Origin of the sequence: Treponema putidum, from assembly GCF_000755145.1 — a bacterium.
GTDB classification, from domain to species: Bacteria; Spirochaetota; Spirochaetia; order Treponematales; family Treponemataceae; genus Treponema_B; species Treponema_B putidum.
In genome coordinates this window covers 1,975,023-1,997,121 of record NZ_CP009228.1, presented here as the reverse complement: position 1 = coordinate 1,997,121, position 22,099 = coordinate 1,975,023, and the positions used below count along the sequence as shown (strand labels likewise).

20 protein-coding genes and 1 pseudogene are annotated in these 22,099 nt (G+C 35.2%); 13 read left to right on the top strand and 8 right to left on the bottom strand.

Annotated features, from left to right (window positions below; all coding sequences use genetic code 11):
* Nucleotides 1-159: 159 nt before the first annotated feature.
* Together JO40_RS09085 and JO40_RS09080 are read right to left on the bottom strand one after the other, a co-directional pair.
* A complete protein-coding gene (locus JO40_RS09085) occupies nucleotides 160-2,442 on the bottom strand; it encodes a heavy metal translocating P-type ATPase (protein ID WP_173402614.1) in 2,283 nt (760 codons plus the stop codon).
* Nucleotides 2,443-2,796 (bottom strand): ArsR/SmtB family transcription factor, encoded by a 354-nt coding sequence (locus tag JO40_RS09080; RefSeq protein ID WP_044979057.1) that lies wholly within the window; start codon nucleotides 2,794-2,796, stop codon nucleotides 2,443-2,445.
* Between the two features lie 144 nt (nucleotides 2,797-2,940).
* Here JO40_RS09080 and JO40_RS09075 point away from each other — a divergent pair, with 144 nt between their 5' ends.
* The 7 genes and pseudogenes from JO40_RS09075 to JO40_RS09050 all read left to right on the top strand — a co-directional run bounded on the left by JO40_RS09075 (nucleotide 2,941) and on the right by JO40_RS09050 (nucleotide 9,479).
* Nucleotides 2,941-3,558 (top strand): V-type ATP synthase subunit E, encoded by a 618-nt coding sequence (locus JO40_RS09075; RefSeq protein WP_044979056.1) that lies wholly within the window; start codon nucleotides 2,941-2,943, stop codon nucleotides 3,556-3,558.
* 3 nt (nucleotides 3,559-3,561) lie between these two features.
* The gene (locus JO40_RS09070) at nucleotides 3,562-4,113 is read left to right on the top strand and encodes a DUF2764 family protein (RefSeq protein WP_002671416.1); all 552 of its coding nucleotides are present in this window, start codon (nucleotides 3,562-3,564) and stop codon (nucleotides 4,111-4,113) included.
* Between the two features lie 26 nt (nucleotides 4,114-4,139).
* On the top strand, nucleotides 4,140-4,787 hold the full coding sequence (locus JO40_RS09065; protein ID WP_044979055.1) for a YoaK family protein: 648 nt from the start codon (nucleotides 4,140-4,142) through the stop codon (nucleotides 4,785-4,787).
* Between the two features lie 622 nt (nucleotides 4,788-5,409).
* Nucleotides 5,410-5,880, top strand: coding sequence for a hypothetical protein (locus tag JO40_RS12895; protein ID WP_049992359.1), 471 nt, complete (start codon nucleotides 5,410-5,412; stop codon nucleotides 5,878-5,880).
* Nucleotides 5,881-5,918: 38 nt separating this feature from the next.
* Nucleotides 5,919-6,967 (top strand): annotated as a pseudogene (locus JO40_RS15355) (DUF4135 domain-containing protein).
* Nucleotides 6,964-8,748, top strand: coding sequence for an ABC transporter ATP-binding protein (locus JO40_RS09055; RefSeq protein WP_044979054.1), 1,785 nt, complete (start codon nucleotides 6,964-6,966; stop codon nucleotides 8,746-8,748). Before JO40_RS15355 ends, JO40_RS09055 begins: the two are co-directional and overlap by 4 nt.
* 359 nt (nucleotides 8,749-9,107) lie before the next feature.
* Entirely contained in the window at nucleotides 9,108-9,479 is a 372-nt protein-coding gene (locus JO40_RS09050; RefSeq protein WP_044979053.1) for a type II toxin-antitoxin system HicB family antitoxin, read from the top strand.
* On the opposite strand, the gene JO40_RS15255 is transcribed toward JO40_RS09050, so the two are convergent.
* The 6 genes from JO40_RS15255 to JO40_RS09020 form a co-directional block, all read right to left on the bottom strand.
* Entirely contained in the window at nucleotides 9,457-9,885 is a 429-nt protein-coding gene (locus JO40_RS15255) for a hypothetical protein (RefSeq protein WP_044979052.1), read from the bottom strand. The genes JO40_RS09050 and JO40_RS15255 overlap by 23 nt on opposite strands.
* A gap of 33 nt (nucleotides 9,886-9,918) precedes the next feature.
* Nucleotides 9,919-10,392: a pantetheine-phosphate adenylyltransferase gene (gene coaD, locus JO40_RS09040; RefSeq protein ID WP_044979051.1), complete on the bottom strand. Its 474-nt coding sequence runs from the start codon at nucleotides 10,390-10,392 to the stop codon at nucleotides 9,919-9,921.
* Nucleotides 10,393-10,460: 68 nt separating this feature from the next.
* A complete protein-coding gene (locus JO40_RS09035) occupies nucleotides 10,461-10,721 on the bottom strand; it encodes a Txe/YoeB family addiction module toxin (RefSeq protein WP_044979050.1) in 261 nt (86 codons plus the stop codon).
* Complete coding sequence (locus tag JO40_RS09030) at nucleotides 10,714-10,971, bottom strand: type II toxin-antitoxin system Phd/YefM family antitoxin (RefSeq protein WP_044979049.1); 258 nt, start codon at nucleotides 10,969-10,971, stop codon at nucleotides 10,714-10,716. Before JO40_RS09030 ends, JO40_RS09035 begins: the two co-directional genes overlap by 8 nt.
* Before the next feature lie 117 nt (nucleotides 10,972-11,088).
* The gene (locus JO40_RS09025) at nucleotides 11,089-11,430 is read right to left on the bottom strand and encodes a type II toxin-antitoxin system RelE/ParE family toxin (protein ID WP_049992356.1); all 342 of its coding nucleotides are present in this window, start codon (nucleotides 11,428-11,430) and stop codon (nucleotides 11,089-11,091) included.
* Nucleotides 11,420-11,704, bottom strand: coding sequence for a type II toxin-antitoxin system Phd/YefM family antitoxin (locus JO40_RS09020; RefSeq protein WP_044979047.1), 285 nt, complete (start codon nucleotides 11,702-11,704; stop codon nucleotides 11,420-11,422). The genes JO40_RS09025 and JO40_RS09020 overlap by 11 nt, the downstream gene beginning before the upstream one ends.
* A gap of 213 nt (nucleotides 11,705-11,917) precedes the next feature.
* On the opposite strand from JO40_RS09020, the gene JO40_RS09015 reads away from it, so the two are divergent.
* From JO40_RS09015 to JO40_RS08990, 6 genes are all read left to right on the top strand, one after another.
* A complete protein-coding gene (locus tag JO40_RS09015; protein WP_044979778.1) occupies nucleotides 11,918-13,789 on the top strand; it encodes a hypothetical protein in 1,872 nt (623 codons plus the stop codon).
* A gap of 48 nt (nucleotides 13,790-13,837) precedes the next feature.
* On the top strand, nucleotides 13,838-15,709 hold the full coding sequence (locus tag JO40_RS09010) for a ribonuclease catalytic domain-containing protein (protein WP_044979046.1): 1,872 nt from the start codon (nucleotides 13,838-13,840) through the stop codon (nucleotides 15,707-15,709).
* A gap of 13 nt (nucleotides 15,710-15,722) precedes the next feature.
* Nucleotides 15,723-17,237: a bifunctional ADP-dependent NAD(P)H-hydrate dehydratase/NAD(P)H-hydrate epimerase gene (locus tag JO40_RS09005; protein ID WP_044979045.1), complete on the top strand. Its 1,515-nt coding sequence runs from the start codon at nucleotides 15,723-15,725 to the stop codon at nucleotides 17,235-17,237.
* A gap of 6 nt (nucleotides 17,238-17,243) precedes the next feature.
* A complete protein-coding gene (gene uvrB, locus JO40_RS09000) occupies nucleotides 17,244-19,232 on the top strand; it encodes an excinuclease ABC subunit UvrB (RefSeq protein ID WP_044979044.1) in 1,989 nt (662 codons plus the stop codon).
* A gap of 112 nt (nucleotides 19,233-19,344) precedes the next feature.
* The gene (locus JO40_RS08995) at nucleotides 19,345-19,965 is read left to right on the top strand and encodes a TetR/AcrR family transcriptional regulator (protein ID WP_044979043.1); all 621 of its coding nucleotides are present in this window, start codon (nucleotides 19,345-19,347) and stop codon (nucleotides 19,963-19,965) included.
* 12 nt (nucleotides 19,966-19,977) lie between these two features.
* A complete protein-coding gene (locus JO40_RS08990; protein ID WP_201771179.1) occupies nucleotides 19,978-21,936 on the top strand; it encodes an ATP-binding cassette domain-containing protein in 1,959 nt (652 codons plus the stop codon).
* Nucleotides 21,937-22,099: the final 163 nt, after the last annotated feature.

The following is a 22,099-nucleotide window of genomic DNA, read 5'->3' as shown; positions in this document are numbered from 1 at the left end:
CTGCAAAGGGTATCATAAAAATTCTCGAGTTTATAAAACAGACTCATTTTATAGAACAATAAAAAACCGGTTCAAAATCCAAACAGATCTCAAACCGGTTTTTTCCTAATCTATTTTATAGTGAGCGTGGCGTAAGCATGGCATAAGCCTGGCTTGAGTCTATCTTTTTGCCCTTAAAGAATTAAATACGGCCAATAAGGCAACTCCGACATCCGCAAATACGGCTGCCCAAAGATTTGCAAGACCTAGAGCTCCCAAGGTTAAAAAGCCGATTTTTATACCGAAGGCCAAGGCTATATTTTGCCAAACTATTCTTCGGGTAAACCTTGCCTGCTTTATGGCGGAGGCAACAAGGCGGGGATTATCGTTCATAAGAACAACATCAGCCGCTTCAATGGCTGCATCGCTTCCTATGCCTCCCATAGCTATGCCTACATCCGAACGGGCTAATACGGGGGCATCGTTTATACCGTCCCCTACAAAGATAACCGAAGCCTTCTTATCCTTAGCTTTTACTTCATCGGAAATTTCCTCAAATCTTGAAACCTTTTCATGCGGCAAAAGCATTGAGGTGTAATTTTTTATACCCAAATCTTCTGCAATCTTTTTGGCCGATTTTTCATTATCGCCGGTAAGTATTTCGACCCTCGAAAGCCCCAATTTATTTAGATCGGATATAGCTTCCCTTGCTTCGTTTTTAAGCGTATCGGTTAAAATCAAGCAGCCTATGTACTCACCGTCATAAGCGGCATAAACTTGAGTTCCGCCTATCTCATCCCCGTATAAAGGAATTTCTTTTCCTATGTTTTCGCTTATAAAGGAATTTTTGCCGGCTAAAAGAATCTTTCCCTTGTAATTTACCGAGATGCCTTTTCCGGCCTTTTCATAATAATCTGTAAGTTCGGTAGTTACAAAAGTTTTTGTTACCTCTTCAGACAAATTAATTAGGGCACAATCTTGAACGGCTTTAGCTATCGGATGATGAGAATTAAATTCGGCAAGGGCGGCCAATCTTAAAAACTCATACTTTTCTACATTTTCCGCAGGCATTAAGGTCATAACCTTTAGAACACCCTTAGTAAGAGTTCCGGTTTTATCGAAGACAACGGCATCGGCCTTCGAAAGAGAATCTATGTAATCGGCCCCTTTAATCAGTATGCCCCGTTTTGCTGCCCCTCCTATTCCTCCGAAATAGCCCAGCGGAACAGAAATAACAAAGGCACAAGGGCAAGAAATTACCAAAAATACAAGGCCTCGTGAAACCCAAGGAGCAAAACTTTCCCAGCCGTTAATAGGTGATGAAAAAATAAGTGCACTTAAAAGAGGCGGTAAAACCGAAAGAAGAACAGCGCCTATCGTAACGATAGGAGTGTAAACCTTTGCAAAAGAGGTAATAAAACGTTCTACCCTAGCCTTCCTATTTTGTGCGGACTCAATCAGCTCAAGCATCTTTGAGGCAGCGGTATTTTCTAAGGAAGCTGTTGTCTTTACCGTTATGACTCCAGTTAAGTTTACAAAGCCTGCAAGTACGGGGCTGTCCTTTTCTGCAGTACGCGGAAGGCTTTCTCCCGTCATAGATGAAGTATCAAGTTCGGCACTTCCTTCATAAATAATGCCGTCCAAGGGGATTTTTTCACCTGCTTTTACAAGAACCAAGGAACCGATTTTTACGCTTGCAGGATCTACAAGTTTTTCTTTAGAATCGGAATCATAAAGGCGGGCAAAGTCCGGGCGGAGGTCCATAAGATCTATGATTGAACGTCTCGATTTTTCGACGGCAGAATGTTGAACAACTTCACCTAAATTATAAAAAAGCATAACGGCGGCACCCTCAGTCCAATCTCCTAAAATAAAGGCACCGATTGTTGCAACCGACATCAAAAAATTTTCATCAAAAACTCGACCTTTTAAAATATTTTTTACCGAAGTCAACAAGACTTTATAACCTGCAACCAACCAAGCTATAACAAATAAAACAGTCGAAACGGCAACATAGAAATTTTTAATTTGTATTCCGGCTTCGTCAAAAAAAATTCGGCCAAGAATACCTGCAGCAAAAAACAAGGCCGAAATACCGAACTGCACTACCATCTCTTTTGAGGAGCCGTGATGATGTTCACAGCCGCAGCCTGAATGATCGTGTCCATGATGATCGTGGTGGTCATGCCCGCAAGAACAGTGCTCATCGTGCTTATGCTCGTAATGGCCGTGTCCGCTGTGGTCATGTTCGTGATGATCGTGGTGGTCATGTCCACGCATACGGCAATCTTTTTCTTCTTTATGCCCGCAGGAACAATGTTCATCGTGGTCATGCTCGTGGTGGCCGTGTCCGCTATGGTCATGTTCGTCACAGCCGTTGTGCTCGTGATGTTCTTCATGGCCTAGTCCGCAATGTTCATGATGTTCTTCATGCTTGTGTTCATTTTCTTTTTTAAAATCCATTTACCTGCCCTCCCTGATGTGTTCCAAACCTACGGAATATAGAATTCCGACATGGTTGTCATCGATTGTATAATAAACCTGTTTTCCGTTACGGCGGCTTTTTACTATCTTAGCCTGCCTTAAAATTCTAAGCTGGTGAGAAACGGCCGAAGCCGACATTTCTAAAACTTCAGCAAGATCAGCAACACAGAGCTCCCCTGAAATAAGAGCGGAAACAATTTTAATACGGGTAGAATCGCCGAAGTTTTTAAAAAAGTCTCCTAAATCGCTCATTGTCTGCTCATCAGGCATCTTAGCCCTTGCATGAGCCACGGTTTCTTCATCCGAAATACCTATTTCATCATCTTCCATCATATTTTATCACCTATTCATATGAACAAATGCTCATATGTTCATCTATCATTATAATAAATTTAAAAAATTTGTCAAGGCCCATCTTGCTAATAATTTCTTTTTTTGTTACAATAATGAAAGCATAACTTTGTTAAGGAGACATATATGGAAGTTCAATTACAAGAGCTTGTTGATAAAATCAAAAAAGACGGAGTTGCCGCTGCCGATGAAAAAGCTGCCGAAATAATTAGGGCGGCCGAAGAAAAGGCAAAAGATATTGTTGAAAAGGCGGAAGCGGAAGCTCAGGAAAGTATAAAAAGAGCAGAGGCCGAAGCTCTCAGATTCCAAAAAGCAGCCGAATCTTCTATAGATCAGGCAGGCAGAAATACTCTTATTTCGTTTAGACAAGGTCTTTTAAATGAACTTAATGCCATTATAAAGGCTGAAACAGCTAAAAATTACGATTCAGCGGTTCTAAAAAATCTGATTCCCGAAGCAGTAAAGGGCTGGGTAAAAACCGGCAATACCGAGAATTTATCCGTAATTCTTGCAGATAAAGACCTTAAAGAGCTTGAGGCCTCTTTAAGTGCTGCCTTAAAAGAGCATATTGCTAAAGGACTGGAGCTTAAAGCCGACAGCAAGATAGCAGGCGGATTTAGAATCGGAACTAAGGACGGAGCTGCTTATTATGACTTCTCGGCAGAAGCCGTTGCAGATTTATTTTCGTCATATCTAAGCCCCAAAACAGCCGAAATTTTAAAGAATGCGGCAAAGGAGCTTTAAAAGGTGGCCTCCTACTATTATTTGACGGCTCAACTGCCTTCAATTTTTCCTAATCTACAGCCTCCTATGAGCTTTAAAGCCTTTAAAGAGCTGGCTTTGCGTTCTCTTTCAAAAAAAGATGCTCAAATTTTGGAAAATCTATCCCTTGAGCCTCCAAGAGAAGAAAAAAGCACAGGTTCCGCCTATTTGGATAAGTGGTATGAGTTTGAGCGTTCTCTTAGAATAGCCCTTGAGCAGGTACGCTCGGCAAAGCTAAAATGGGAAGCTCCTATTTCCTATGACGAAAGAGTTTTGCTTTCTTCGGCTTTCACACCGGTACAAATTGCAAGAACAGCAGCTTCAATTCAAAATCCTCTTGAGGCTGAAACTTTTTTGGATAATGCGAGGTTTCAGGCTGCCGATACGGTAAGAGGGGCCGAAAATTTCTCTTCCGACGGAATTTTTGCCTACGCTGTAAAGCTCCTTTTGAGGGAAAGAGCCTCTAAATTCGAAATGGAAAAAGGGAAAGAAGAATATTCTTCAATATATAACACTATCCTCGATGAAGAAAAATAAGCAGATTTTAGGCTGATAGATTGATTATGACCGACACCTTAAAAGACCGGCGATTTAAAATCTGGATAGCCTTTTTAACTTTCTTGTCGGGTTTTATAAATGTAGGAGCAATCCGCAGCTTTTCTTTGCCTGTAAGCCACCATACGGGGAATGTAAGTCATCTTGCCATTTCAATTGCACACAAAAATATAGCGGAAGTTTTTATGATTGCTTCGGCGATTCTTGCCTTTTTTGCGGGAGCTTTTTTTTCGGGACTTTTATTCCACCAAAGAAAATTCGGATTAAAAAAAAGATACGGCATTTTGCTGATGGGCCTGGCTATAATATTTTTAAGTTTAGCACTGTTTAAAACACCCCAAATCCTCAAAATATCTGCCCTAAGCTTCGCAGCTGGAGTTCAAAACGCCATGTTTATCTTCTATGGAGATATCCTTGTAAGAACCACCCACATAACAGGCTACCTTACAGATGCAGCCTTTGCCCTAGCCATGTGCCTTAGGGGCAAAAAAGACAAATTCCGATTTTTTTTGTTTTACAGCCTAAACATTCTTTTTTTCTTAGCCGGAGGAATTACAGCGGGCCTTATCAAAACCGATTCATTTTTTATAAGTTCTGCCTGTCTTTATCTTATCGCGGGCCTTTACTATTTTATGATGAGGAGAAAAACTTTTTAATAAAATTTGCAGATCATTATATTTAACTATAATCAATTTTTGAAAAATTATATTAGTGCTGAATAGTTTTCATGAAATTTTTAGAAAAAATTACGATTTTTCTAAATTTTTTCTACTATTTCCTACTACAAAATTTGTAAAAATAGTGAAAACAACATTTTACTGAAGAATTATAGACATAAGATATCTGAAAATTACTCTCCGTGAGAATTACATTTTTAAAATAGACAACTTATAAAAAAAATGATATAATAAAAACCGGATTAGTTGAACTCGATTTTTCATTTTTTGAAGAGTTGTTTTCAAATAATCTTTTGGAAAATTCATCTAAGGATTGTGGTACTGGTACATGTGATAATATAATAATTAAAGATTAAATATCTAATTATTATATTAGTAGTGTTTTGTTTAATTATATATAAACACTTCACTAAATTCGATGTATAATCTAGTTGATTAGTAAGTGCTAAAATATATCATGTATACTTTATTAATTTATAATGATGTTTTAGCACTTCGTTATATTTTTGTCTCTGGAATGGAATATTATAATTATATATAGACACTAGTGACAATGTGTTTTTAATTTATATGTATATATAAAAGCTATTGGAAGTGGAATATGCACGGAGAAATTGAGGAAAATAGGCTTGACTTTTATAATCAATTTATTTTATCACATAATTTTTGGAAAAATGAAATAAATTATATTTCTGAATTTATTAATAACTATAAGAATTTTTTAATAAAACAACTTGAAACGCTTATGATACCGTCCATAGCTTTGTTGATTTTCAAAAAAAAACAATTAAAAGAAAAAAACGTTTATAAAAATTACTTTACACAGCCATATGAACATCTACTAAGTGATATAAATAAATATGGTTTATTAGATATAATTGATGAAAATATTACAGCTTTTATAAAGATAACAAGTAATAGCATTAATAAAGCGATAGTTGATCTAAAAAAAATTGCGTATATAGTTTGTGATAATGACATTAAAGAAATCACTCTTGGATTTGGAGATTTACATTCCACATCGCTTATGCCGTTATGTATAACTTTAAAAAATAAAAAAAGTTTTTTTTAAAACCCTCACCTTGCAATCCCGCTGATTGTTTTTATAAAATATGCAATATTCTTGATATTAAATATATTAGAAAGAACATATTAGGAATAACAAATAACTATATAATTTATGATTTTCTTGATTATGAACCTATTGTAAAAACACCTTTAGAATTTTATAAACATACCGGTAGATTAATGGCAGTATCAACATCATTAAACTTAACTGATGTGCATTTAGAAAATTTACTTGTTAACGCCAACTATCCTGTAATTCTTGATTTCGAATCGCTATTCACATTTAAATCAGATCTAAAGAAAAATAACAGGTCTAAGGTTCATATAGATCAAAAAATAACAGATATTGAAGCAACTCTGTTTATAGAACATTTTGATAAAGCAAAAACAGAAAGAAGTTTTGTTTCTGCACTACAAGGAGGAGAGGTTAGAAATAAAAGTTATCTATATCCTTTTGTAGTAAATGATGGTACTGATGATTTTTTTGTTAAGTATAGAAAACTAAGTAATTATAAGTCCCACAATAGAGCATATGATGCTAATGGAATTATTTATGCAGAAGATTATGCAGATATTATTCAAAATGCATTCAAAAATACATTGTTAAAAATTATTCAAAAAAACATCAAATTAAAAATACTTTAAATAGAGAGTATATTAATCAATTCAAATATAAACATATTATAAGATCTACTGCATTCTACCATTTTATATATGTTAGAAGTTTTCAGCCATATGAATTGAAAAATCAAAAGAAATATTGGGATACTATAAAAACAAAACTAAATAATGATTTTCTTTTTCATTTTGATCAAAAAACTAAAAATATGATAATAGATAGCGAAATACTAGCTTTAAAGCAAGGACTAATACCTTTTTTTTATAGGGATGCATGCTCTAAAGATCTATTTGATCATAGGAATTTAAAAATCGTAAATGCTTTTTCAAGTTCGATTTTTGATAATATTCAATTGAAAATAGATATGATTGACAACAATTATATAAATAAAAATTTACTTGCTCTAAAAAATTGTTTGAATAGTTCAAAATACATAAAACAGAGCATTTTCAATAAAGGCTGGCTTGAATGAAAAATATTTTTTTTAGGACTTTTACTTTATTTCTAAAAGCATCTCCTTTACGGGTAATTGCAGTTATTACCATAACCATACTTTCAGGCATTTTACCTTCTCTTCGTATTTTTATTTCTATGAACTTAATTAATATTATCGCCGAAAGCATACAAACATCTATACCTCTGCAATTTTCAGAAATATTTAACCTCCTTGCAATTTGGGTAATGGTAACACTTGTATCCGAATTAAGTTCTACTTTGCAAAACACTCTGAATACCATAATAACTGAAAAATTTTCTATCAGTATTTTAAATTCCATTTCTGAAAAATTAATAGTTTTAGATGATGTAAGTTTTTTTGAAAATAAAGAAAATCTGGTAAAAATTGATATGATAAGAGAACAGATACATATACGCCCTCAAAACTACGTTTTCAATATAAGTATCAATTTACAAAAAATAGTAAACTTGATAAGCATGGTTGGTGTTTTATTAGCGGTTGATTATCTTTTACCGATTTTAATGCTCTGTTCTACGGTTCCTATTTTTATAATTTCACAAATCAGTGGGAAAAAACAATGGCTAAAAACTCAAAGTATGCAACAAGAAAAGTTAAAGCTGACAACATATATTAAACATGGACTTGAAAGTGAAAAAGCAAAAGATAATTTACTATTCGGTTTTACGGAAAATTTTAAGAGTGCATATATCAAAACAAGGGATGAGTATTTAAAAAAAATTATTCATATTGCACACCGAGGAGCTGCATTGAACATATTTATAAGTTTCGTATCAGCCGTACTTATGGCAGCATTATTTTTCGCCGTAATTTTTATTATTGTAAAAAAAAGAATCGCTGTCGGAGCACTCGCAGCATATATTCAAGCATTTATGTACTCCCAATATGAAATTCAAGATTTAGCTACATATGGAAAATGGTATTTTATTTTAATGGGATACTTTAAAAACTTTTTTGATATTATTGATTGGAAAAAGAGAGAAACGAGAAAAGTATCCACTAATGAAAAAATAATTTTTACCGAAAAAATTGAATCGTTGGAAATAAGAAACCTTTGGTTCTCATACGATAAAAAAGAATATATTATAAAAAACCTATCTCTTTTTCTGGATGCCAAAAAAACGTATGCACTTGTTGGGAAAAATGGAAGCGGTAAAACAACATTAGTAAAACTTCTACTTGGATTTTACACTCCTCAAAGGGGAAGCATAATTATAAACGGTAAATACGATCTTTCACAATTAGATAAAAAAACGTATCGTCAAGGTATATCTGCCATGTTTCAAGATTTTGGAATATATGCAGGATACACGATTGATGAAAATATTTTTATAAAGCCAGAACATTCTAAAGAAGAAGAAAAAACAAAAAAAGAAAAACTAAAATTTTTAGGAATTGAATTTAAAAAACGGCTTGAAAATAAAGAGAATACTTATATTGGTACGCAATACGGCGGCGAAGAACTATCCGGAGGTGAAAAACAGAGACTTGCTGCATTGCGTGCATTTACACGGACAAGTAATTGTATATTTTTTGATGAGCCAACATCTGCAATAGATCCAATTTCAGAAAATGAATTTATCGAAACTATTTTTAAACAGAGTGCGGGTAAAATTGTACTTATCATAACGCATCGGATGAGCAGCGTAAAATCCTGCGATAAAATAATTGTTATTGATTCGGGAATGCTTATTGAAAAAGGAACTTTTGATTCTCTAATCAAACAAAATGGTCTTTTCACTGAATTATACGAGTCTCAAAGAAAAAACTTTGAATAAGAAAATATGTTAATATTTAACCTAATAATATGCTTGTTTTAAGTTTATTTTAGACTCACCACCTAATGTTGACGATATTTTCCCTTTGTCTGCATCTTTATTCTCATACTTAGTTTTTCATTCATTACCTTTTTATCTCCACAGTTTATTATATAGACATTATCATAGTGTTTCAACACCTGACGGTAAGTTGTAAAATAAGATAAATTTCAACCATTGACATACGCATTTTTTATACGTATAATTTACATATGACAGCAAAGGAAGTGTTAAAGCTCTTAAAACAAAACGGATGGTATATTTGTGAAACTAAAGGTTCACATTATCAATTAAAACACTTGAAAATTAAGAGGTATAAAATGAGAAATAAAACATATTTGGCTGTTTTTGAAGCGGCAGGAGATGGAGCATATAGTGTGTATTTTCCGCATGTTTTAGGTTGTGTAAGCTATGGAAAAGACTTTATTGATGCACAAAAAATGGCAAAAGAAGCTTTAGAACTTCATATATATGGAATGGAAAAAGACGGAGAAAAACTGCCTGTTGAGGAGTTTTCAGGCATACAGACAAACGATGGAGATATAGTTTGTGCTATTACTATTTACCCTGACCTTGTAAAAAATGAAATAGATAGCAGGCGTGTTAGGACAAACTGTACTATCCCATATGGTTTAAAGCTAAAAGCAGAACAACAAGGCATAAATTTTCTCAAGTCTTGGAAACATCATTAAAAGAATTGGTATTATAAGAAGTCCAAAACCACCCTTTTGAGCAAAAAGACTTGTGTATTTTTATTCCCTTTATTATAAATATAAGCATAAAAATTAGAAAAAACAGGCCTCCGGCTATCGAGATATATAAGCGGAAGGATTTAAGGAAGAGCCAAAGACTATCAATACTAAGGCTTATTGGTGCAAAGATACTAAAAAATTTTAACCACAAGCCGGAAAGCAGGGTAAAAGATTTTTCCCATACCTCTTTTGAACTCCATTGATATTTTTGGGCCTTAATACGACATCCGGGTAAGCAAGCCCTATCGTATTTATCTATTAAATAACGGGTGTATAAATACGCTAAAAAAGATGCAATAGACCACACCAAAAGGAAAATGGGAACTAAAATTTCTATAATAAACATCTATACCTCCTTACGCAAAGGGTTTTATATTTCCTATATTTTTTCCTTTAAGGCTTTTTCGACTATAGGAGGAACCATGCCGGAAAGATTGCCCTTGAAGGCTGCCAATTCTTTTATGGAGCTTGAACGCAACACAAAGTACTTTGTGTCGGGAACCATAAAAACGGTTTCTATCTTTTGATTTAAGCCCTTATTCATAACGGCAAGATCGAATTCGTAAGAAAAATCGGAAACATTCCGTACACCGCGGATTAAAACATTGGCACCGATTTTTTCGGCATAGTTTACTATCAGCGAATTCCAAGTATTTACAAAAACATTATCCCATTTTTGGGTCAGTTCTTCCATCATATGTTTACGCTCTTCACCCGAAAACAAATAGTTTTTGTTGTTATTTACGGCGATTACTACATGCACCTCGGTGAATATCTTTTGAGCTCTTTCAATTACATTTAAATGCCCGAAGGTGGGCGGATCAAAGGACCCTGCAAAAACAGCTTTTACCATTGGCCTACTCTAACATATTATAGCACCTTTAATCAAGCAGACCGGAGAAAAGATAGAAATAGATTAAACTATTTTTCATAGTGGTACCTAAAAGAAATAAACGCTAACTGCTGCTTTTCTACTTGATATACTATTCTATGTTCATGATTTATCCGCCTTGACCAATATCCTGACAAAGAATATTTTAACGGTTCCGGTTTTCCCTTGCCCGTAAACGGCGTTCTTTCGATTTCTTTTATCAAATCATTTATTCTTTTAAGAACTTTTTTATCCGTATTAAACCAATAGATATAATCAGCCCAAGCCTCATCTGTAAAGAGTTTATTCATCTTGCAGCAACTCGTGTTTTTGTATTTTCCCAGCTCTATGCTGTTCAATTGATTTCATTAAATGAGCTGCATTCGCCTCGTTCTTAAGCAAATAATCGGTTTCAATAAGACTATTATACTCACGTACCGATAGAAGAACCACATTTTCCGAATTTTTCCTTGATATTATCAAGGGTTCATAGTCATTGTAAACTTTGTCCATATATGCTTTTAGATTGCGGCGTAAATCCGAATATGTAATTGCATCCATACAAAACTCCTCATAAGTACAATATATCGTACTTATGAGAAAAAATCAAGGTATATTTATTGATGTTGATTGTTGAATTTTTTAAGGTATTATTTACCTTGCCGGTTGAAGCGGGCCTTAGGTTTTATTTCCATAATAACGAGACAATTTTGAGATTATTATATCTTCAAAATTTCTCCTGCCATCAATAATTGTATGAAATATTAGTTTATCTTCCGAAATTTCATACACAATTCTATAGTGCCCTTGAATCAATTCCCTGTATTGTGAAATCCCTTGTCTTTCAAGCTCAGGAACAATCCTTCCGCTCTTAGGGTTGTTCTGCAAAGACATAATATTTTTTTCAAATTCAGAAACTATTTTCTCTACATAATTCGGACTTAAAGAAAAATAATACCCTACAATTTCATTCAAATCGTCTTCTGCAAACCGAGAAACAATAACTTCTTTAATTTCCAAGATTATACTGCCTTCTCAAATTTGCAAAAACTTCCGAAGCCGATTTAGTTTTTCCGGATTTTACATCCTTTTCAGAAAGTTGAATTATTTTCAAGAAATTGAACGCATTTTTCATTTCTTGGTACGATTCAACATCAATCAAAACTGCCCGTGGTTCCCCATTTTGCGTAATGATAAGCGGTTCTTTTCTGTCATTCACAAAATGCATCATATCAGCGGCATTTGTCTTTATGTATGAAATCGGTTTTATACATTCCTGAACATTTGTGATCATGCAAGCCCCCAGTCTTTTTATATTACCATATTTAGACTGATTTTTAAAGTAGAAGAAAGCAGAATAACTGCCGAAAACCGAAGTAAAAGGCTATAACCTTGCGCATAATCAAAGACAATGGTATCAGTAACTACGCATAATCAAAAATTAATAACATCGATAAAATCAATGCGAAATCTTGCTAAAAATCCTATATTGTGCTATTATGTGAAAATGATAAAAGGAAAAATTATGCGGAAACTTTGTTGTTTTATTCTCATTTTAACGCTTTTTCAAGGCTATGCTCAAAGTTTTGCCCAAGAAAATGACAAGTCAATTAAAGAAATAAGAGCCGAAGCCATGGATTTTTACCGAAATGAAATCGCAACAGCCTCAATCAACGAAATATCTGCCGAAAGCTTAGGGGTTTGGCAGGAAGTGCTTAATGCCTCCCTTTTTATGCTCATAAGAAATAATGAGCTTTATCGCGGAAGAATGCGTCTTCTTATAGAAGAAAACCAAATAATAAAATGCGGAATTTATCCTGACGGAACCATCTTAATCAGCACCGGTCTCTTTGATTACATAGAAGCCAGGATTGCCGAAAATTTAACAGCTTCGCCACGCCGGATAAAAAATCTAAATATGGAAAGAGAAAAAACGCTTTCAGTCTTTTTGGCTAATGCGGCTGCATCTTTTGCCCTTGACAATAAATTGGTCTATTTTTCGGATCCAAGGAGAAGCGGAGAAAAAAACAGCGAACTTTTAAAAAGCTATAATTTGACTGCTGACAGCTTTACCTTAATTCTTTTAAAACTTGCAGGCTATGATTTAAACCTTTTTTACAATCATCTTGAAGACCTAAAAAGAATCCAAAATGACCCTAACTATACAAAAAAATTCGAAAGCTTTTTTATCGAAAATTTTTCACCTCAACAGCGCATAAGTAACTTACTTAAACACAAGGATGAGGCAGAAGCTATTGCCGATGAAATTTTCTATGCGCTTGATGCAGTCAGAAGTGATGATGAAAATGCTATCGAAGATGCAAAGCAAAGAGTCTCTGCCCTGCGGACTGCCTTTCCTAACAATATGTATTTTAAAAGACTGGCCGCCATAATAACACATAAAAAATGGGCATCAGGTATTTCAAACGAAGGACTTTTAACCGCCTATCCTGCAGCTGCACAAGATTCAAAAACAGTAAATCAAAACTATGAGATTTTAAATTTCGATCCCAAAAGCCTTTTAATAAATCAAACAAATGAAGAAACCGAAGCAATTCCGGGAAATATAAACGATTATGATGAAGCTGTCAGAGCGTATAAAAGTTACCTAAATTCGATTGAAGAATCCGGATTGGAATCCTCATACTCAATGCTTCTTTTTTATTCTCCTTACATAAATGATAAAAATCTGGCTCTCTCCCTTGCCGAAAAAGCATACCTAAGTGAAAACGGAACAGGAAGCCTGATTGCCGCATCCAACTATGCTTCCCTCCTCTACCTTTTGCAAAAAGATTTTACAAAGTCAAAACTGATTTTCGAATCTTTAATAAAAGAAAATTCAATCATAAAAAACGACCCGCTCTTTCTATTTGCAGGAACTACAATCGATACAAGGCTGCTAATTTTTAACTATGCGAAAATTCTTTTTGGATTGGGAGAAACAAGTAAGGCATTAAAGGTGAGAGAACAATTACGTAATTTAATTTTCTCTATGGAAAAATACAGCCCCATAATTTTAAAAAATATTAAGCTCGAAGATACCACAGATGATTTAATCGAATATTGGGGTAAACCTTCAGGAATAAAGTATAATTATTTTTCTGAAAAGTGGTATTACGATTTTTTAAATGCCGAGGTTTCTATTTCAACTGCAACAAACAATAACATAGAAAAAATTTCTATTTTTGCAGATTCTAATTTATCATTGCCAAATGATTTACGGGTAGGAGAAACAAAAAAATCTTTTGAAAGTTTTTTCGGTAAACCGATTTATACGGCAGGAGATTGTGAAAACTATTTTTATAAGTCGAACAAAATTCAGGTTTTATATTTAAACGGATTTATAAGGCAAATATCTATAACAAAACTTGAATTGTAAAATTATTGTAAACCGCTTATTTTAAGCGGCTTATTTTGAGGAACAAAAATGAATACTAATGCAATCGTCTTATATAAAAACCGTCCGGCTCTTATAAAAGGACAGGCTGACGGGAAATTTGAAATAGAAACGGAAACGGGCATCAAAAAGGTGCGCGAAAAAGATTTTTCCGTTTTGGCTCCAAATAATTCCTCATCATTAAAAAATATTTTAACCGCTTCCTGTCCCGAACCTGACTTTAATGAAGCCGCGGATTTTTTTGAAGAAGGAACCGCCCTCTTCTCTGAAATAAGCGAATTGGTTTGGGAAAATTTAAACCCGGAACAAATGTGGGCGGCTTGGCTTTTAGTTTCAGCCTCCCCTCTTTTTATTACAGAAAGCCCTGACCTTCCGATTAAAATAAGAACAAAAGAAGAAGCTGAGGCCATAGCCGCTGCTGCACTAAAAAAAGAAACCGAAAAGCAGGCAGAAGAAAAAGAGCGTAAAGAATTTATAACCGGCTTATCAAAATTTATAAAAGAAAAAAAAGAAGAAATTTTCGACTTAATAAAATACTCTCATTTTTTGCAGGAAATAGAAGCCCTAGCCTTAGAAAAAACAGACAAGTCAAAACTCTTAAGCGAGGCTCACTTAAAAGAAACTCCGGAATCGGCCCATAAGATTTTAATTAAGACTGGATATTGGAAAATAGAAAAAAATCCCTACCCCACCCGTTTTAAGCATCCGCTAAATTCTCCTAAGCTTGAATTGCCGCCCATTGAGCATAATAAAAAATATGAAGACCTTACCCATCTTACAGCCTATGCCATCGACAATGAAGGCAGCACTGATCCCGACGATGCCGTATGCTTTGACGGAGAACACTTATGGATTCATATTGCAAATCCGGCCGACATCATTACACCCGATTCCAAAAGCGACATGGATGCAAGAAAGCGAGGGGCGACTTTGTACATCCCTGAAGGTGTTTCCAGAATGTTGGGAGAATCGGCAGTCGATGCCTTTGCCCTCGGCCTGCATGATGACTCTTATGCACTGTCGTTTAAACTTAAGCTAAATGAATCGGCAGAAATTCTCGATGTAGATATTTTGCGTACCAAGATAAAAGTCAACTGCATAAGTTTTGAAAAGGCCGATGAAGAAAAGATGAGTGCAAGTCTGAGCCCCCTCTTTGAAATAGCCGAAAAAAACAGAAAAAAACGGGAAGCGGCCGGGGCAGTTTCGATAGACATGCCGGAAGTTCAAATCAAAGTAGAAACCGAAAATGAAAATCAAAAAGTTTTTATAAGCCCGTATAACTTTACGAAATCTTTTTTGATGGTAAAAGAAATGATGCTCCTTGCAGGAGAGGCGGCTGCCCGCTTTGCTTTTAAAAATAATATTCCGTTTCAGTATGTAAGTCAGGAAGCTCCAGAATTACCGAAAAAACTTCCCGAGGGGCTTGCAGGCGAATACCGAAAAAGAAAAGCTATGAGGCCGAGGAATGTGGGCACAATTCCTGCAATGCACTCAGCCCTCGGAATTGCAACGTACAGTCAAGTTACAAGCCCCCTCCGCCGCTACGGAGACTTGGTCGCCCATCAACAGCTTTTAAAATTTATCGACGGAAAAGAGGTGATGAAAACCGATGACCTTCTTATGAGAATAGCGGCAGGAGACATTGCAGGCAAAAATTGTTCCTATGCCGAAAGAGCCTCGCGGCAACACTGGACTCTGATCTATCTTTTACAAAACCCTAACTGGCAAGGAGAAGCCGTAATCTTAGAAACCATAAAAAACACGGCCCGCATTTCCATTCCGTCTATCGGCTATGAAACCGAAATGAGATTAAAAAAAGAATTATCCGTCAATGAACGCATAAACGTAAAAGCGGAGGACATAGATATTCCGAATCTGACTGTAAGATTTGTGCAGGTATAAAAGGAAAAGACTTATGCAAAATGTTTTTTATTCTTTAAGAGAATTGGATAAAAGAGCCGAAGAAGATTTTAATTTAAAAAACGGAATCTTAATGGAAAACGCAGCCCGCGGTTCCGCAGAAAAAATTAAAAATCTTTTTCCCGTAAAAAAAGGAGAAGCAAAAAAAACTTTACAGATTGTATGCGGTTCGGGAGACAACGGAGGGGACGGGCTTGCCCTTGCAAGAATCTTGGCCGATGATTTTAATCTTCACATCGTAATTTTAAAAGAACCGAAATCGGAACTATGTAAACTACAATACGAAAGATTAAAAGCCTTGAATATAAAAACAGCCAAAAACATCTTACCCGAATCGGATATTCTTTTTGACTCATTTTTAGGCACCGGCCTAAAAGGGCTTTTAAAAGCCGAGGATAAAAAAACAATTGAAAAGATAAACAAGGTCAAGGCTTTTAAAATTGCCTGCGACATACCGAGCGGTTTAAACCTTGACGGAGAAGCAAGCCCTAATGCAGTTATATGTGATATGACCTTTTCAATGGGAGCCTTAAAGCAGGCTTTTTATTCGGATGAAGCAAAGGATATTACGGGAAAAATCGAAGTAATAGACCTAGGCCTGCCCCGCTCCTCTTATGAGCAAAACGAGAAGCCTAATATTTTTTTACTCGAAAAAGAAGATATGCTTCTCCCTTCAAGAAAAAAACAAAACACTAATAAGGGAACTTTCGGTCATGCAGGAATAATTATAGGCGAAAAAAACGGGGCAGCACTTTTGGCAGCTTCTGCCGCCTTAGAATTCGGTGCAGGCCTTGTAACATTGATAGGAGAAAACGGGGAAAGACCTAAAAATCTAAAAGCCGATTTTATGTATGACGGCAAATTCAAAGTCGGCTTCAAAGCCGGCTTTGAAGCCGGCAAATTTGAACTGAGTAAATTTACAAGCCTCGCCTTGGGTCAAGGCCTTGGAAGAAAAAATGATGAACTTTTTTCTATCTTGAAAATAAAGGAAGTGCAATCAATGCCCATAGTCATAGATGCGGATGCTTTTTATTATACCGAACTAAAAACAATCTTACCCAAATTAAGCTCTGCCGTTTTAACCCCTCACCCAAAAGAATTTTCTTCGCTTTTAAATATCTCCGGTTTGGGAAATTTAAGCATTGAAGAAATACAAAAAAAACGCTTTATCACGGCCTTAAGTTTTTCAAAAAAATTTCCTAGACTTGTGCTCGTGCTAAAGGGAGCTAATACCTTGATAGCCCATAACGGAAAAATATTTATCAATTCGCTGGGTTCCCCGGCTCTTTCAAAGGCGGGTTCAGGAGATGTGCTGACAGGCCTTATATGTTCCCTCTTGGCCCAAGGTTATAAACCCCTTGATGCTGCAATTACAGGGAACCTCGCCCACAGCCTAGCTTCTCAAAACTCAAAAGCAAGCTATAGCTTAACGGCAAGCAAGCTAATTAAAAATTTGGAAAAATTGGAAGATGCCCAATTATTAAAAAGAAATCAAAACCATGACAGGTAAAATAAGATGAAGCAATTTAAACTTATTTCGGATTATAAACCTTCAGGAGATCAGGGAGAAGCTATCAAGGCCCTTTCAGAAGGAATAATTGCAGGCGACAAATTTCAAACGCTCAAAGGTGTTACGGGATCGGGAAAAACTTTTACAATGGCAAATATTATTCAAGCCGTACAAAAGCCGACCCTAATCATAAGCCACAATAAAACCCTTGCCGCCCAGCTTTACAGAGAATTTAAAACCTTTTTCCCGGAAAACGCCGTCGAATATTTTGTTTCATATTATGACTACTATCAGCCTGAAGCCTATGTTCCCGCACGCGACCTTTATATAGAAAAAGACGCTTCAATAAATGACGAGATCGACCGCCTCCGCCTATCGGCAACCTTCAGCCTTATGGAACGCCGAGATGTAATCGTCGTTTCCACCGTTTCCTGTATTTACGGTTTGGGGCTTCCCGAATCGTGGCGGGACTTACGCATAACCATAGAAAAGGGCGTAAACATCGAAATCGAAAAATTAAAAAAACAATTGATAAGTTTGCAATATGAAAGAAACGATGCAGTCCTTGAAAGAGGCCGCTTCCGCGTCAAAGGAGACGTAATGGAAATTTTTCCGGCCTACATGGAAGATGCTTACCGTCTTGAATTCGATTGGGAAGAAATTGTACGCATCAGAAAATTCAATCCGATTTCGGGTGAGGTAATACAGGAATATGAAGAGCTTTCAATTTATCCTGCAAAACACTTTGTAATGCCCGAAGATGCAATTCCAAATGCTCTTGAAAGGATAAAAAAAGAATTGGAAGAAAGACTGAATGTTTTAAATAAAGAAGGAAAACTCCTTGAAGCGGAAAGGCTAAAAACCCGCACCGAATACGATATCGAAATGCTTTCCGAAATGGGCTATTGCCCCGGCATTGAAAACTACTCTGCCCCAATCGCAAACCGAAAGCCCGGAGAGCCTCCCGCTACCCTCTTCCATTATTTTCCCGATGACTTTTTATTATTCATGGATGAAAGCCATGTAACCTTTCCTCAAGTAGGAGCAATGTACGAAGGCGACCGCAGCCGCAAACAAAATCTTGTAGACTTCGGCTTCCGTCTTCCGTGTGCCTTAGATAACCGCCCATTAAAAATTGAAGAGTTTGAAAAGATGCTGAATCAGGCCGTTTTTGTTTCAGCAACGCCGGGGCCGAAAGAGCTTAAATACTCTACCCGCATAGTCGAGCAAGTAATACGCCCCACTGGTCTTTTGGATCCGATTATAGAAATTCATAAAAGCGACGGCCAGATGGAGCATATTTACGGTGAGGTAAAAAAACGTATTGCCTTAAACGAAAGGAGCCTCATCTTAACCCTCACAAAAAAAATGGCGGAAGACTTAACCGATTATCTTACAGGGCTCGGTCTTAAAGTAAAATATATTCATAGCGAAGTTGAAACGATTGAAAGAGTCGAGATTTTAAAAGGCTTGCGTGCAGGAGAATTTGATGTGCTTATAGGAATCAACCTATTGCGCGAAGGAATCGATTTACCGGAAGTTTCTTTTATCGGAATTCTCGATGCAGATAAGATAGGCTTTTTGCGTTCTACTACAAGTCTTATTCAAATTGTAGGCAGGGCAGCCAGAAACGAAAACGGGAAAGTAGTTATGTATGCCGACAGAATAAGCGATGCTATGAAAGAAACCATAGAAGAAACAAACCGCCGCCGTGCTATTCAGGAAGCCTATAACAAGGAACACGGTATAACACCCAAGACAATAAAAAAAGCAATTGAAGATATTTTAACGCGGGAAAATGAAATTAAAAAAGAAGCGGCCCTTGCAGAAGCCGGCCCCCTTATCAACAGCCTAAACATTTTAAACCCTGCCGACAGAAAAAAACTTATCAAAAAACTTGAAGCTCAAATGGCCGAATATGCCGACATGCTCATGTTTGAAGAAGCAGCAGTCATAAGAGACAAAATAGAAGAAGTAAGGCGGATAGGAAGTTAAGGAGAAATAAAATCTAAAACTTATAATATAAAACACGATTAGGGGCTTGTCAAAAACAATCAATAATGTTATAATCGATAACAAAATTATTGATTATAGTATCCGGAGATATATGGCTAATAAAAATCATGAATTGGATAAGCCGATAATTGAAGCGGCAAAACAAGAATTCTTAAAGAACGGATTTCAAGAAACCTCTATCAATATAATTGCCCAAAAAGCGAGAGTTACAACAGGAGCAATATATACGCGTTATAAGGGCAAAGATGAACTTTTTTGCAGCCTTATGGAAGATTTTTTTAAATCGATAAATGACACAAGATTAAAAAACAAATCATCATATATGAACTATTATACGGATAAAAATTTTAATAATTTTATTAAGAGTATATTAAAAGAAACAGCCGACTATATAGATATTTTGTTTAATTATTATGACGAATGTAAACTATTATTATGCTGCAGTAACGGCAGTTCTATAGAAAAAAAGCTTCATAAGATAATAAACAATAAAATAACTGAAACAAAACAATTTATCAAAAAAAACACATCTTCAAATATCAGTGATGTGCAATTAGATTTTGTAGAATTAGTAATGCAGCAGCAACTCAATGCATACTCGATGATCATAAAAAAAGGATATGGTAAAGAAGAAACTATTGAGTATATAAAAACAATGGGAGAATTTATTGCTGCAGGCTGGAAAAAGATTTTCAAAAATCTTTTAAAATAAGGAATCATAGGTATGGACGATATAAATGAGGGACTTAAACCTATTTTAGATTTTAAAATCACTTTTTCCTACAATGCAAAAAACGAAAAAGCAATAAAGGATATACGGGGAATTATACCAAAAGGAAAGTGTATTGTACTTTGCGGAGAAAGCGGCTGCGGTAAATCAACAATTTTAAGATGTTTAAATCATTTAATTCCGGAATTTTATGAAGGAATATTTGAAGGGTTTATTAAGATAGATGGGGAAGACAGTGTAAACAAAACAATCGGAGAAGTAGGAAATAAAATTTCATCGGTTTTTCAAGACCCCAGAAGTCAGTTTTTTTCTTTAGAAAGCGATATTGAAATTGCTTTCGGCTTAGAAAACAAAGGCATAAATTCAAACGAGATAAAAAAAAGAGTCGATAATGCTTTTTTAAAATTCGGATTAGAATATTTAAGAAATAGAGAGGTGTTTAAACTCTCAAGCGGAGAACGCCAACTTATTGCAATAATGGCAGCATGGGCTATGAACTCCGATATTATTTTACTGGACGAACCCACTGCAAATTTGGACTATACGGCAATAAAAAAATTAACGGAACTTTTATTACTCTTAAAGAAAGAAGGCAAGACTCTTATTATAAGTGAACACAGGCTATATTATCTGCATGATTTAGCTGATGAATACTGGCTTATAAAAAACGGTTATATTTTTGAAAAATATGATAAAGATATATTTTTAAAACTCTCACAAAACGATTTAAAAAATATCGGTTTAAGAGTTAATGACATAAATCAAATAGAAATGCATCCAAAAAAAGAGGAATTTTATAATCAAGAAAATGTATTGGAAGTTAAAAACATTTCTTTTAAATACGGCAAAAAAAGAATCCTTAATGATATATCTTTTAAACTTAATTCTAATGAAATTACCTGTATTATAGGACAAAACGGTGCAGGAAAAACAACATTAGGAAAATGCTTGTGCGGTTTATTAAAACCTACACAAGGGAAAATATACCTTAATGGAAAGGCTATGAAATATGATGATTTATATCGAAACAGCCTTTTTATAATGCAGGAGTCGGAATTCCAATTTTTTACAAATTCGGTAATCGGAGAACTTAAATACGGTATAGACAGTTCCAAATACGATGAGATAGAACCCTTATTAAAAGAATTCGACATGTGGGGCCTTAGAAACAGGCATCCTTTTTCGCTTTCAGGCGGACAAATGCAAAAACTTACATTGATGACAGCATATTTATCAAGCAAAAAACTGATTATTTTAGATGAACCAACCTCAGGACTTGATAAATGGAGTATGGATTTATGTGTAAAGCTCATCGATAAAATGAAAAAAGAAAAAATTGTTTTATTGATAAGCCATGATTTGGAATTCGTTGCAGCCGTTGCCGAACAATATTTAAAAATAGAAGACGGCATAATACAACAAACATGCAAGCTAAAAGATATAAAAACTCTTATAACAATATTAGACAACAGATCTTCCCAACACAGTGAAATCAAATTAAAAAAGGACAAACTATTAGATTCGCGAGTCAGCTTGTTCTTTTTAGGTCTTTGTATGTTTTCAATCGGAATAGATAATAAGATCCTAATTCAAACATACAGCTTAGTTTTATTAATATTTTCGCTTATCAACAAAAGATATAAAACTTTTTTTATATATTTAATTATTTTATGTCTTATTTACGGACTTGAAATACTATTTCCCAATACAGCCACCATATTTATGGCAAATCTATTGCCGAGATATATTTTAATATTTATGATCTTCCCTGTTCTTCTTGGAGGAAGAGGAGCAACCAATATGCTGGCAGGTTTAAGAAAAATCAGAGTACCGGAAAGGTTGATACTGATTCTTTCTGTTTCGTTTCGATTTTTTCCGGTACTCAACAATGATTTTAAATTACTAAAACAATCAATAAAGAACAGAAAAAATTACGAAGAAAAAACATATTAAAAAAAACTTTTCTGCATTGCGAAGCTCTTATTACCTCAATTATATTTAGAGTAATAAGAATAGCAGAAACATTATCCGCTTCTGCAGAAACAAGGGGCATAAGTATGAAAAATAAAAAAACTTCATATATTGGATTGAAATTCGGAGTACAAGATTATTTTGT